Source organism: Acinetobacter seifertii (assembly GCF_000368065.1).
In the GTDB taxonomy this organism is placed as follows: domain Bacteria; phylum Pseudomonadota; class Gammaproteobacteria; order Pseudomonadales; family Moraxellaceae; genus Acinetobacter; species Acinetobacter seifertii.
Genome location: NZ_KB851205.1, coordinates 147599 through 161508 on the forward strand (window position 1 = coordinate 147599; position 13910 = coordinate 161508).

A 13910-nucleotide genomic window follows, 5' to 3' on the forward strand; every position below is an offset into this window, starting at 1 on the left:
GGGGAAACATCATGGACACGACCTACTACGTTAATATAGCAGACTTTAAACAAAATTTTCTCGAAATATACAATCACTGCTTGGCAAATAAAGTATGATTTGGGTTAATTATAGACTACAATCCAATGTCTTCATGCAAAGTATCATTGGATTACAAACAATAAAGGGTTTGAATGTGAAGCATCAAAGCACATTATTATTTTTAGCCATTTCACTTTCGTTTACAGGATGTGCAGTCACCTCAGGCTTACAAACTTACGACTTACCTGAACAAGGTGCTTTTAAAACAGAACAAGGAGCAGAAGTCTCTGTTGTTCAACTCACCCAAAACAATATTCCAAAAATTAGTTCTGATGCTTTACGTCCTCAAGGAAACATAAGCGCCTTATTTAATACTCCTTTTTATCAATACCGCTTAAGCGCCGGGGATGTTTTATCTATTCAACTTTGGGCTTATCCTGAAATTACTCCTCCTATTCAAGGAGCCTCTACTGATATTAAAGCATTTGGTTATCCTATTGATTCTGCAGGAAATGTACAGTTACCACTTGTAGGACAAGTTCATATTGCAGGGAAAACACTGGCTGAAACCAATAAATATTTACGAAGTCAATTTGCTAAGTATTTAAAAACACCTGATGTTGTAGTTCGAGTCTTGTCATACCAAGCCAAACGGTATTTTGTTAATGGTCAGGTTATGAAAAGTGGACAATACACTTTAGATGATCAACCAATTAGTATTTATACAGCCTTAAGTATGGCAGGTGGTGTAAATCAAGAGTCTGGTGACAATACTGATATTCAACTCATTCGTAATGGCGAAGTTTATAACTTAAATGTCGTTGCACTTGAAAAACAAGGCTATTCTCTACACAAATTATTAGTTCAACCTAATGATACGATCTATGTAAATACTAAACAAAATCAAAAGCTTTATGTCATGGGTGAGTCTAATAAAAGCTCAGCAATTCCATTACGAGATCAGGGAATGACATTAAGTGATGTATTGGGCGAAAGTGAAGGTGTTAACCCATACTCGGCAAGTGCAGCGCGTATTTATGTCATGCGTACAGATTTACAAACAAAAAGATCAACAATCTATCAGCTTAATTTGAGTAGTATTGGTAACCTTGCTCTATCTAATCAATTCCAAATGCAAAAAAATGACATTGTTTATATTGATGCGACTGGTTTAACACGCTGGCAACGTATTATGAACCAAATTGTACCGTTCTCAAGTGCACTTTATACCTTTGATCAATTAGGTAAAAACTAGAATGCAGTTACAAAATATCTTAGTAGTCTGTGTGGGTAATATTTGCCGCAGTCCAATGGCAGAATACTTTTTAAAAGATCATCACCCTACATTAAATATCTCATCTGCAGGTATCTCAGCTTTAGTAGGACATGCTGCAGATGATAAAGCAATTCACTGTATGGATCAGCTCAACATTGATATGAGACAGCACGTAGCTCGTCAACTCAACGCTGAATTGATCAAACAAAATGATTTAATTTTGGTAATGAGCAATAATCAACAAAAGCATATTGAACAAACTTGGCCATTTGCTAAGGGTAAAATTTTTAGACTTGGCCATTGGCAAGGACAAAATGTTCCTGATCCTTACCAACATGACCAAGCTTTTTTTGATCAGACTTGCCGCAACATCCAAAGCTATGTGCAAGATTGGCGCACTCAATTATAATTGTATATTAGTTGTAAATTTATGAACCAAAACTCTAAAACTAGCGAAGATAGCATCGATTTAAAAGAATTATTCTTTTCATTGATTGCACAGTGGAAAATCATAGCATGCTGCGTGGTCTTAAGTTTAATTTGCGCCTTGTTATATTTGCGTATAACCCCAGACATCTACGCTGTAGATGCTATGGTACAAGTCGAAGATAGTAAAGGTGCTGCATCCGCTGCTTTACTAGGAGATCTTTCCAAAGTTAGTGGTGGCCTAACGCAAAAATCACCAGCCGATCCAGAAATAGAGATTCTTCGCTCTAGAATGGTTTTAGGACAAGTGATTCATAATCTTAATCTTGATATTAAAATTAAAGATAATAGATTAGGTTTGATTGGTAAACTTGTTTCACAAGATAAAAGTAAACTTGAGTATCACCATGATGCTGTAATTTATACTAATCAAAACAATAGCTTGATAGTTAAAAAACTTATCGTACCTGAATATTATCTAGATAAACCATTAAAATTAGAGTTTAAAGATCAGAATCAATTTACTCTAAGTTACAAAGACCAAGTTATATTTAATGGGATGTTAAACCAAAAAAATTTACTAAATACTGAAAAAGGTTTATGGCATATCCAACTTAATGCTCAAGGTGATTTGAAAAAACAGAGTTTTACTTTAACTAAAGCCGCTCTTCCAACAGCTGTTAAAAATTTTAATAATATCTATGGTGTTGCAGAAAAAGGAAAGATGACTGGTGTTATTGGATTAAGCTATTTAGGTCAAGATCCAGAGCATATTTCACAAGTGCTCAATAACGTTCTAAATGTTTATCATCAACAAAATATTGAGAGAAAGTCTTTAGAATCTAAACAGACATTGGCTTTCCTTGAGAAACAGTTACCAGATCTTAGAAAACAGTTAGAAGATTCTGAGATTAAGTTTAATCAGTTCCGTGAAAAGTATAAAACAGTGGATGTGAATGCTGAATCAGAGCTATTACTTAAACAAAATATTGATTTAGAAAAGCTTAAGATTGAGTTACAACAAAAGCAAGCTGAGCTTTCTGCTAAATATACCAATGATCATCCACTAATCCGTCAAATTGATGCGCAAATTGCCGAGATTAATAAAAAGATTGCCGATCTCAATAATCGTTTAACTCAACTCCCTGAAACTCAGCGTTTATATTTACAACTCTATCGTGATGTTAAAGTCAATACTGAGCTGTATACATCTTTACTTAACTCTTATCAACAGCTCAAAATTGCTAATGCTGGTGAAATTGGTAACGTTCGTATCATTGATACTGCTGTAGAACCAGTTAAACCCATTAAACCAAACAAACTAATTATCTTAGCTCTATCTATACTTGCTGGTGGATTTATTGGTGTATTAATTGCTTTATTACGTAATATGATGCGTAGCGGAGTTAAAGATTCTACACAAATCGAAACTGAGCTTGATCTACCAGTTTATGCAACTGTACCTCGCTCTCCTATTCAAGAAACTCGTATGAGTATTTTGAAGAAGAAAAAGAGTATTCCTATTTTAGCAGTTAAGAGTAGTGATGATATTGCGATTGAAAGTTTGCGTAGTATTCGTACTGCGATCCACTTCGCTTTAACCTCAGCAAAAAATAATATTATTATGATTGCAGGTCCTTCTCCAGAAGTTGGTAAATCTTTTATTTCAACTAACCTAGCAACTATTTTTGCACAAGGGAATAAACGCGTATTACTAATCGATGCTGATATGCGCCGTGGTTATATGCATAAATATTTTGATATTGATGTGAAGCCTGGTCTTTCTGAATTGCTAAGTGGCCAAGCTGATTTAACACAAGTTTTACATAAAACTCAAGTTGCGAATCTTGATGTGATTACTCGTGGTAAAAGTCCAACCAATCCTTCAGAAATGTTGAGTTCTACTCAGTTCAAAGACTTACTAGAAAAGTTCCAGACCCAATATGACCATATCATTATTGATACTCCACCAGTGCTTGCAGTAACCGACGGTATTATTATTTCGCAATATACTGGCGTAAACTTAATTGTTGCCCGTTACATCAAGTCTCATATGAAAGAGCTTGAATTAACCGTTAATCGTTTTGAACAAGCTGGTGTTAAGGTGAATGGCTTTATCCTTAACGACATTCAACGTTCTAGTGGCGGTGGTTATGGTTATAACTATGCCTATGCCTATAAAGCACAAAAAGAAGACTAAGTTTCAAGTTTTCATAAAACCGGATCAAGTGATCCGGTTTTTTATTTAATTTTTTAAGTTTCACCAAATTAAAACTAACTAAAATATATAAAAAAACCACTCGTTTTTTTTGTTAAACATTCTATGCTTAAGTCGAAGCATGCTAAGATCGAAGCAGCCTTTTAGACTAAAATGATTATTTTTGGAACCTTTTATGAGTAAAGCCTTACCCATTGCTGTCGCTGTAGTTTTAGGCGGTGCTGCACTTGTACCTGTATATTATGCAACTCAACATCCGACCACAGAAGTTGGACGTAAAGCAGACAAAAATGCTTCTCCAATTCAAAAAATCAGTTATGTGCTTGGGTATGAAGTTGCGCAACAAACTCCTCCAGAACTGGATACAAAGGCATTTGTTCAAGGGATCCATGATGCGCGTAGCAAACAGCCAAGTGCTTATACTCAAGAAGATTTAAAAGCAGCTGTTGCAGCTTATGAAAAAGAGTTACAACAAAAAATGCAGCACCAAGACAAACCAGAGCAAGCTGGCACATCTGCTGAATCTGCCGATGCACAATTCCTTGCTGAAAACAAAACAAAAGCTGGAGTAAAAACTACTGCATCAGGTTTGCAATATATCATTACTAAAGAGGGTACTGGTAAGCAACCAACAGCTCAGTCTGTTGTTAAAGTTCATTATGAAGGTCGTTTAATTAACGGTCAGGTTTTTGATAGTTCTTATAAACGTGGTCAACCTATCGAGTTCCCTCTTAATCAGGTGATTCCAGGATGGACTGAAGGTCTTCAACTTATGAAAGAAGGCGGAAAAGCGACTTTCTTTATTCCATCAAACCTTGCATATGGTCCACAAGAAGTTCCAGGGATCCCAGCAAACAGCACACTGATTTTTGATGTTGAACTCATTTCAGTGAAATAATGACAATCCAGGAGAGTAATTATACTCTCCTGTTTTTTGGAAAATGGCATGAAAAAAATTAGTTTGGTTCTTGCAGCTTCAACAATGAGTTTATCTGTTCTTGCTGCCACGCCGATAACAAATAAAAGCCCAGCAAAAGATCAGTTTAGCTATAGTTATGGCTATTTAATGGGACGTAATAATACTGATGCATTAACAGATTTAAATCTTGATATCTTTTATCAAGGTCTTCAAGAAGGTGCTCAGAACAAGTCAGCACGCCTCACTGATGAAGAAATGGCGAAAGCGATTAATGAGTATAAAAAAACTTTGGAAGCTAAACAGCTTGTTGAATTTCAAAAGCAAGGGCAACAAAATGCCCAAGCTGGGGCTGCTTTTCTGGCGGAAAATGCTAAAAAATCTGGTGTGATTACAACAAAATCAGGTTTGCAATATCAAGTTTTAAAAGAAGGTTCTGGTAAAACACCTAAAGCTACTTCTCGTGTAAAAGTGAACTATGAAGGCCGTTTACTCGACGGAACTGTCTTTGACAGTTCAATTGCACGTAATCACCCTGTCGATTTCCAGTTGAATCAGGTGATTACAGGCTGGACAGAAGGCTTACAAACGATGAAAGAAGGCGGTAAAACCCGTTTCTTTATTCCAGCTAAACTTGCTTATGGTGAAGTAGGTGCTGGTGATAGTATTGGTCCAAATAGTACTTTAATTTTTGATATTGAATTGCTACAAGTTTTGCCAAAATAAGTTTTTTTAAGATCAAAAAAAGCGATCATTTAAGATCGCTTTTTTATTTTAATGTTTTAAATCTCTTGGTCTAAAACCAGTAATCAGTAAGCCAATTAAGTAAGCAATCACACCTACTACACATAGACCTGCGACCTCAGCAATACGGATCCATTGAGAAAGTTCACCATTATACCAATTTAACCCAAACCAAAGCACTGCAATCATAGCAAGATTTGCTAAACCATATTGAAGAGCTAGTTTTTTCCAATGTGAGCCAAATCGGAAAATATTACGCTTATGTAGATAGAAGTAGAGCAAACCGGCATTTACCAAAGCTGAGCCAGAAGATGCCAATGCAAGCGCCATATGCTCAGCATGCCAATTGATTAATTTAAAAAATCCAATAAATACAACGTTTAAAATGGCATTTGCGGCAACTGACATTAAACCTACACGTACTGGTGTTTTAGTATCTTGCTGCGCATAGAAGCCTGGCGCAAATACCTTAATGAGCATAAAAGAAATTACACCAGCACTCATACATTGTAATGCGAGTGCTGTCATTTGAGTATCACGTAGGTCAAACTCGCCACGTTGGAATAAAGCTTGAATAATCGGTGTAGAAAGCATAAATAAGGCGATACTTGCTGGCAAACCAACCAACACAATAACTCTTGCTGCCCAGTCGATCATGCCGCGGAACTTTTCCTGATCTTGCTCAGCATGACGTGCTGAAAGCGAAGGTAAAATCACTGTACCAATGGCAACACCAATTAAACCTAAAGGTAGCTCAGTCATACGCTCTGCACTGTAGAGCCAAGATACCGAACCGTCTTGCATGAAAGAGGCCCAAATCGTATTTAACAATAGATTAATCTGAGTCACAGACACACCAAATAATGCTGGAAGCATTAATTTTAAAATACGCTCTACACCCTCGTGTTTAAAATCAACTTTGGGTGGAATCAGTAAGTTTTTACGCCATAATTCAGGAATTTGTATGGCTAACTGTAAAATACCTGCTGCGACAACAGACCATCCTAATGCTTTAATAGGCTCAGCCATATACGGCGTAAGCCACCATGCACCTGCAATCATTGCAACATTAAGCAAAACAGGCGAAAAGGCTGGAGAAGCAAAAGAACCATAACTGTTTAAGATACTGCTCGCAAAAGCAGTCAGTGACATAAACATTAAATATGGAATAGTCAGACGGAACATGCTGACCGCTAAATCGAATTTTTCAGGGTCATTATGGAAACCCGGCGCATACATATAGATGATTGCTGGTGCCAAAACCATGGCCACGAAAGTGAGTAAAGTCATGACCATAAGCAAACAACCAAATACCCGACTAATCAGGATTTGAACTTCAGCATGTAATCGACCTGTTTTATATTCGGTTAGTACCGGAATAAAAGCTTGCGAGAAAGCTCCTTCTGCAAATAACCTTCGAAAGAAGTTAGGAATACGAAAAGCAACGACAAAGGTATCGAAATCTTTACCCGCACCAAACACGTTGAGCAATACGACATCTCGTACTAAGCCCAATACCCGTGACAACATCGTCATCGCACTGACAATAAAAGTCGATCGCCACAATGCCATCGTACTCACCTACAGCTATATATTCGAAAGTCGCTATTGTAATGAAACTAGAAAATCTTTTCGTTGTGAAATGATGAATGAACTCAAGTTTTTTTCTGTGCTAACAGTTGTCTAAAGTGCTGCCATTTAAAATAAGGTCCCGGATCGGTTTTTCGGCCCGGTGCAATATCTGAATGTCCTGCAATATGGTTTTTAATTTCTGGATAAGCTTGGCGAATAGCGGCAACCACATCAGTTAGTACACTGTACTGTACTTCTTCAAAAGGCAAGTCATCACTTCCTTCAAGCTCTATACCAATTGAATAATCATTGCACTCAACTTTAGCTAAATAACTCGAACGCCCTGCATGCCATGCCCGATCATTAAAGTTAACAAACTGTAGGACTTCCCCACTACGTAAAATCAGCAAATGCGTAGAAACCTGCATCCCCTCAATAGTTTGAAAATAAGGGTGAACCGACCAATCTAATTTATTTTGAAAAAACTGCTCAATATACCCACCTCCAAATTGAGATGGCGGCAAGCTAATATTATGAACCACAATCATTTGAATTTCGGTACCAGTCGGACGCTGGTTAAAATTTGGAGAAGGGACTTGTCTCGCCCCTTTTAATTGTCCATCTATAACTTCATACGGTGTGATTTTCTTCATTGAAGTGCCAATAAATTGCTTGCCAATTGTTTTAGTTTAAAACAGTTATGTGCTTTTCAAAGTAGTCAGCACGATTATTTATCGCGATTAAACGAATAAAACAGCTTATTTTTAAAGTCGACGGTGCTAATATATCGCAAGTTTTAGGGTCATCGACAAAATGGAAACCGTATGAGCATACCTCAGTCTTTGCTTGAACAGTCAATTCAAATCAATATTCAACAAGCATTACAAGAAGATATTGGGGACGGTGACATTACCGCTATGCTCACGCCTGAAGATGAACAGGCAACCGCGACCATCATTAGCCGTGAAGATATGGTTTTAGCTGGACAGCCGTGGGTAAATGCACTCATCTCAGCTTATGACAATACTGTACAGATAACTTGGTTAAAACAAGAAGGTGACCGTGTTGCTGCAAATGAAGCCTTTTTAAAGCTTGCTGGTTCTGCACGTAGCTTACTGACGGTAGAGCGCCCTGCTTTAAACTTTATTCAAACTTTGTCTGCTGTTGCAACAAAAACTGCTGAATATGTTCAGCATCTTGAAGGTTTAAATACAAAACTTCTCGATACACGTAAAACTTTACCGGGTTTACGTATTGCACAAAAATATGCGGTTGCTATTGGCGGCGGTCAAAACCATCGTCTTGGTTTATTTGATGCGTTCTTAATTAAAGAAAACCATATTATGGCAGCTGGTGGTATTGCTCAAGCAATTGCAAAAGCACACCAAATTGCACCAGGCAAACCAGTTGAAGTCGAAGTTGAAACTTGGGATGAGCTCAACCAAGCACTTGAGGCTGGCGCGGACATTGTCATGCTAGACAACTTCAGCCAACAGCAAATGATTGATGCCGTAAAGCATGTAGCTGGACGTTGTAAACTCGAAGCTTCTGGCAATATCACCATTGAAAACTTGCGTGAAGTGGCAACTACTGGTGTCGACTATATTTCTATGGGTGTCCTGACTAAAGACGTCAGAGCTGTTGATTTATCTATGCGTTTTAATGCTTAAATAAAATCCACATCGTTATTGGTTTGTTTCTGCGACTTAGTTATGTCTGCCGCTTGTGTTTTTTGCCATGCTGACTGAGTCGCTTGTGCCCCGTTATCTCGTGGGTCGGCAGCCATTAAAACAAAAGTAACTACTGCTAATAATACAATAAAACCTTGTAGCATAAATTTTCCCCATCACTTTTAAAAATTCAGGGTTTCAAGGTAAAAGATAAATATGACCAAGCTTAGGAGATTCTGTTACAAAAGGTAAGTCTTTATTTTTATTATTCATCTATACGACAAGATATTACCCTCTCTTCCTTTATATTTCCCAACATGAGATTGTGCGAGATGTCATCTACAGCCTGCCCTAAATCTATAAATATATTGTTTTTGCAATAAATCAGATATATGCAGAAAGAGAGCAGGTTCTGTAGATGACAAATGCATTTGGTTACTTTGGGCGAAAGCAAAGTAACGAATTAGCTACTTTCACTGAATGAATAAACGATAAGACTCCGTCGCGCTAGCTAATTTAAAATAATTATTAACTCAAAACGTCAGCTTAATCATCCATCCATTACAGCAACTCAAGACTCTAAATAACCCATATATGGGTCAGAAATCGAATCTTCTTGAGTTTCTATACGTCCTGCAAAACGGCGACTAAACGTTGCATCATCAGCTAATGTCACCGTAAAGTCATACCAACCACCAAATTCAGACATATCCCAAACTAATTCTTTTTCAGAACTATTCGTTTCTATATTCCATGTTTTATTTGGTAGATAAGCATTTGCTTTGACGTTAAGTTTGACTGACTTATTGCCGTCGTGACGAACTTTTAAATACAAATTCGCATCACACTCTTCCACACAGACTCTAATTTCTGGTAATGCTTGAGTTTGATTGATTTGGATCAAATTACCTTTAAATGCGCGGTGGAAACCATTTGGACCAAGTACCCATAAATCGTACTGTCCATTTATCGTGCTCCACACGTCATCAAGCTGTTTACCCGCCTCAACCATATAGCGACGAGGAGCTACTGTAAGATCTAATCGATTATAGACATGGAAAACGGCTGCCTGTTTACCCGTATTAGAGAACATCAATTTAACTGTTTTTTGAGTGGCATCGACTTTGGCACTGGTGTGTAAAATATATGGCAAAGCACGTGATGGCCTAATTCCCATTTCCTGCTGAGGAAATTGCTGCTGACTTGGAACAGGAACTTGTGGCAACAAAGCTTGAGCAACACGAATCGCATCGGCCTCAGCTTTTGTTTTCTTCCCATTTAGTTCAGCAACAGGCAAAAGGTTCGGTGTTTTAAAATTAAATGCTGTCGTTAAATCACCACATACGGCGCGGCGATATGGACTAATATTCGGCTCTTGTACACCAAAGCGTTTTTCTAAAAACTGTAAAATAGAAGTATGGTCAAAGACTTGAGAGTTTACCCAGCCACCACGGCTCCACGGTGAAATTACATACATAGGAACACGCACACCCGGCCCATACACTCGACCATCTGGCTTAGGTTGAGATTTTGAAGTCGCTACTGCTGGATGATTAAAGTATTCATAAGATACTTGCTGATCGGTTAAAGTTGTTTTTCCATATACAACGCCATTTATATCTTTAGATGGTGCACTCGGTGAAGGAACATGGTCGAAGAAACCATCATTTTCATCGAAGTTTACCAATAAAACGGTTTGACTCCACAACTCAGCATTTTCAGTTAAAGCATTTAATACTTCCTGAATATACCAAGCTCCTTGTACTGGACTCGATGGTCCTGGATGTTCACTGTAAGTTGCTGGAGCAACTAACCAACTCACTTGCGGTAATTTACCTTGTGCAATATCAGCTTTAAAAGTTCCTAAAAAACCACCATCCGGCATGGTATTGGCAATACCTTTATAAAGTGGCTGTGTTGCATCGATTTTTTCATCGTATGCTAGGCATGTTGGGGTGTCATTACTGACAGGTTGACCAGATTGCTCGTTAGCACGGCGATATTGCTTGAAACCAGCTAAAGGGTTATCGGTAAAGTTATCTGGCATGTTTTGATAAACTTTCCATGTCACGCCAGCCTGCTGTAAACGCTCAGGATACGTCGTCCATTCATAACCTTCTGTTGATGATCCAATCCCATCAAATTCGTTGACCACACTGGCTACACCTGCACCTGTAGGTCCATTGGTTCCAGTCCAGATAAACTTACGGTTCGGGTTAGTTCCCGCATGCATAGCGCAGTGGTAAGCATCACAAATGGTAAAAGCATTGGCTAAAGCAAACTGATATTCAACTTCTTGCTTTTTATAGTAGCCCATTGACTGCGGTTTCTTATAAGCCACCCAGTCGCTCATACGACCATTGTCCCAAGCAGCTTGGCCATCAGACCAAGAGTGAGGAGTTCCTGAAACACGCTGAGCATTTCCTAAACGACTATCTAAATGGTAAGGCAATACTTTATTTTTCTTAGCGTCGTATTGCTCCCAGACCTTACGATTTTCTGTCATTGGAATGGTAAAGCGGTCACCAAAACCACGCACACCTTTTAACGTTCCAAAATAATTATCAAAAGAACGGTTTTCCTGAGTCAAAATCACGATATGTTTAACATCTTGAATAGTTCCACTTTCAACTTTGGCATCGATAGCCAGCGCTTTTTGAATACTTAGCGGGAAACTTGCCAGAGCAGCGGTCCCAAACATAGTTTTTGTAGAATTTAAAAGAAATTCGCGACGATTCATTTTTTCATCCTTAATTTTTATTATGGTGCACAGTGCATTTTGCAATTGCTGGTTGGCGGTGTTGTTGGCGATGAATTATCTGAGTTGTTGTCATCGTTACAAGCACTGAGCATAAGCGCTAAAGATGTAATAAATAAAAGTGAAAGTTTTCGCATCATTTTTTTCCAAACGGTTTAAATGCGAACTACTAATAAAGCGAAAAGGTGACAGGCAGGTGATGTTTTTATGTCGATTTGATGAAGGCATAAAAAAACGCATCCGAAGATGCGTTTTTTAGATAACTTGAAATTACCAGCCTAAAGCTTCTTGTTGCTTTTTAATCAGCTCGGCAATTCCTTTTTCTGCCATTTCTAACATGGCATTGCTTTGTGCACGAGTAAACGGTTTATCTTCGGCTGTACCTTGAATTTCAATAAACTCGCCCGCTTGTGTCATTACTACGTTTAAGTCAGTTTGACAGTTCGAATCTTCTTCATAGCAAAGATCAAGAAGTACTTCATCTTGATACATACCCACAGAAATTGCAGCAACTAAGCCTTTAAGCGGATCATGCTTAATTTTTTTCTGTGCAAGTAAAACATTCATCGCATCAACCAATGCTACAGCAGCACCAGTGATTGAAGCTGTACGTGTACCGCCATCTGCCTGAATTACATCGCAGTCGATAGTAATGGTATTTTCACCAAGCTTTTTCAAATCAACCATCGCACGCAAGCTACGGCCAATGAGACGTTGGATTTCTTGAGTACGACCAGTTTGTTTACCACGAGCAGCTTCACGGTCACAACGTGAATGTGTTGAACGCGGTAACATACCATACTCTGCTGTTACCCAGCCTTGGCCTTGGCCTTTTAAAAAGCGTGGCACTGAGTTATCAATGCTTGCAGTACAAAGGACTTTGGTGTGACCAAATTCGACCAGCACAGAACCTTCAGCATAACGGGTGTAGTTTCGTGTAATTTTCACTTCACGTAATTGGTCTAATGCACGTTGGTCAATACGCATAATCCTTCCTAAATTCTCTTAAATACAAACTTGGGCATAGTATAGCAAAGGATTTTGACAGGTTGAGTTTATTCCCTACTTTGAAATGTAAGTCTGCACTTTTCATGGCTCAAAAATAAAAATAGCCCCTAAAAAGGAGCTATTTTGGATTAACTGAGATTATGCAAATTTAAATTTTGCTTTTAACTTTTCTAATGTCTGCATCACTTTTCCAGTGGTATGGTTTGGCAATGAACATTTTGCTAAACGTACCCATACACTCCAGAACTGACGCATAAAGTTCGCTTCGTTGTAGTGAATACCATATTCTGTGCAAAGCGCCTTAATTTTCGGTGCCACTTCTTTATAGCGGTTGGCAGGCATATCTGGGAATAAGTGGTGTTCAATTTGATGACTTAAGTTACCACTCAGAAAATGAAGCCATTCTGTCCCACTAAAATTACTCGAACCACGAATCTGGCGTAAATACCACTCTGCCTTAGTTTCAGTGTCGGTATTATCCGGCTCAAACGTTTCTGCATCTTCAGTAAAATGACCATTAAAGATCACGGCAGATGACCACAAGTTACGAATAATATTGGCAACGACATTTCCTGCAAAAACTGGTAAAAACATAGGACCAGAGATCACAGGGAAAAACACATAGTCTTTTAAAACTTGGCGTGTGGCTTTTTTACGCACTTTAGCCGAATCTTTCCAAACCTGTTTCCAGCTCTTGGTTTTATAAACTAATGCATCTTCAAGGTGTAAGTTTTGTACACCTACATACCATTCAAAGAAAAACATTAACTGTAGACCGAGTGGAATATTAAACAGGTGACGAGGTTCCCACTTCTGTTGATCACTTACTCGTAAAATTCCATATCCGACATCGTGGTCTTTACCGACAATATTGGTGTAGGTGTGGTGTACATAGTTGTGTGTTTCACGCCAGTCATCACCAGAGGCAATGGTATCCCAATCATAGGTATTACCATTCAGACTTGGTTCATTTAACCAGTCAAACTGACCGTGCATAACGTTATGACCAAGTTCCATGTTTTCTACAATTTTAGAAATACCCAGTAAACCTGTACCAAATAACCAAACAGGTGGAATCCAGCCACCAAACATCAACATGCCACGTGATGCGATTTCGGTATAGCGGACAAAGTTACGGACTTTGTAGATATATTTTGCATCTTGCTCACCAAGACTTTGCATAACTTCTTGACGAATCTGTTCAACACGGTGGCCAAATTCTTCAGTTTGTTCCGGTGTTAAATGAGCAGATTTAGAAACAGTAGAAAATTCTAATGCCATATTCATAGGGTTAAACCTCT

At 38.3% G+C, this 13910-nt stretch carries 13 protein-coding genes; 6 read left to right on the plus strand and 7 right to left on the minus strand.

Annotated elements, in window-relative coordinates:
* Nucleotides 1-175: 175 nt before the first annotated feature.
* From F985_RS24535 to F985_RS24555, 5 genes are all read left to right on the plus strand, one after another.
* Complete coding sequence (locus F985_RS24535) at nt 176-1276, plus strand: polysaccharide biosynthesis/export family protein (RefSeq protein ID WP_025469267.1); 1101 nt, start codon at nt 176-178, stop codon at nt 1274-1276.
* Between the two features lies 1 nt (nt 1277).
* Nucleotides 1278-1706: a low molecular weight protein-tyrosine-phosphatase gene (locus F985_RS24540; protein WP_004706083.1), complete on the plus strand. Its 429-nt coding sequence runs from the start codon at nt 1278-1280 to the stop codon at nt 1704-1706.
* Between the two features lie 21 nt (nt 1707-1727).
* On the plus strand, nt 1728-3923 hold the full coding sequence (locus tag F985_RS24545; RefSeq protein ID WP_004706084.1) for a polysaccharide biosynthesis tyrosine autokinase: 2196 nt from the start codon (nt 1728-1730) through the stop codon (nt 3921-3923).
* 193 nt (nt 3924-4116) lie between these two features.
* Entirely contained in the window at nt 4117-4839 is a 723-nt protein-coding gene (locus F985_RS24550; RefSeq protein WP_004706085.1) for a BamJ family beta-barrel-assembly machinery protein, read from the plus strand.
* A 48-nt stretch (nt 4840-4887) separates the two neighbouring features.
* Nucleotides 4888-5583, plus strand: coding sequence for a BamJ family beta-barrel-assembly machinery protein (locus F985_RS24555; protein ID WP_004706087.1), 696 nt, complete (start codon nt 4888-4890; stop codon nt 5581-5583).
* Nucleotides 5584-5631: 48 nt separating this feature from the next.
* Here F985_RS24555 and murJ read toward each other — a convergent pair whose 3' ends face one another.
* Both murJ and ampD read right to left on the minus strand, forming a co-directional pair.
* The gene (gene murJ, locus F985_RS24560) at nt 5632-7182 is read right to left on the minus strand and encodes a murein biosynthesis integral membrane protein MurJ (protein ID WP_171063688.1); all 1551 of its coding nucleotides are present in this window, start codon (nt 7180-7182) and stop codon (nt 5632-5634) included.
* A gap of 74 nt (nt 7183-7256) precedes the next feature.
* Nucleotides 7257-7826 carry a 1,6-anhydro-N-acetylmuramyl-L-alanine amidase AmpD gene (ampD, locus tag F985_RS24565; RefSeq protein ID WP_004706091.1) on the minus strand — a complete coding sequence of 190 codons (570 nt, stop codon included), beginning with the start codon at nt 7824-7826 and terminating at the stop codon, nt 7257-7259.
* Between the two features lie 171 nt (nt 7827-7997).
* Here ampD and nadC point away from each other — a divergent pair, with 171 nt between their 5' ends.
* Nucleotides 7998-8843, plus strand: a complete 846-nt coding sequence (gene nadC, locus F985_RS24570; protein ID WP_004706092.1) for a carboxylating nicotinate-nucleotide diphosphorylase — start codon at nt 7998-8000, stop codon at nt 8841-8843.
* On the opposite strand, the gene F985_RS24575 is transcribed toward nadC, so the two are convergent.
* The 5 genes from F985_RS24575 to F985_RS24590 all read right to left on the minus strand — a co-directional run bounded on the left by F985_RS24575 (nt 8840) and on the right by F985_RS24590 (nt 13890).
* Nucleotides 8840-9007, minus strand: a complete 168-nt coding sequence (locus F985_RS24575) for an ABZJ_00068 family colistin stress protein (RefSeq protein WP_004706093.1) — start codon at nt 9005-9007, stop codon at nt 8840-8842. The genes nadC and F985_RS24575 overlap by 4 nt on opposite strands.
* Before the next feature lie 407 nt (nt 9008-9414).
* Nucleotides 9415-11583, minus strand: coding sequence for a phosphocholine-specific phospholipase C (locus F985_RS24580; RefSeq protein WP_004706094.1), 2169 nt, complete (start codon nt 11581-11583; stop codon nt 9415-9417).
* Between the two features lie 20 nt (nt 11584-11603).
* Nucleotides 11604-11738 carry a hypothetical protein gene (locus F985_RS26260; protein WP_264653691.1) on the minus strand — a complete coding sequence of 45 codons (135 nt, stop codon included), beginning with the start codon at nt 11736-11738 and terminating at the stop codon, nt 11604-11606.
* A gap of 133 nt (nt 11739-11871) precedes the next feature.
* On the minus strand, nt 11872-12588 hold the full coding sequence (rph, locus tag F985_RS24585; RefSeq protein ID WP_004706096.1) for a ribonuclease PH: 717 nt from the start codon (nt 12586-12588) through the stop codon (nt 11872-11874).
* Nucleotides 12589-12747: 159 nt separating this feature from the next.
* On the minus strand, nt 12748-13890 hold the full coding sequence (locus tag F985_RS24590; protein WP_081401438.1) for a fatty acid desaturase family protein: 1143 nt from the start codon (nt 13888-13890) through the stop codon (nt 12748-12750).
* Between the last annotated feature and the right edge of the window lie 20 nt (nt 13891-13910).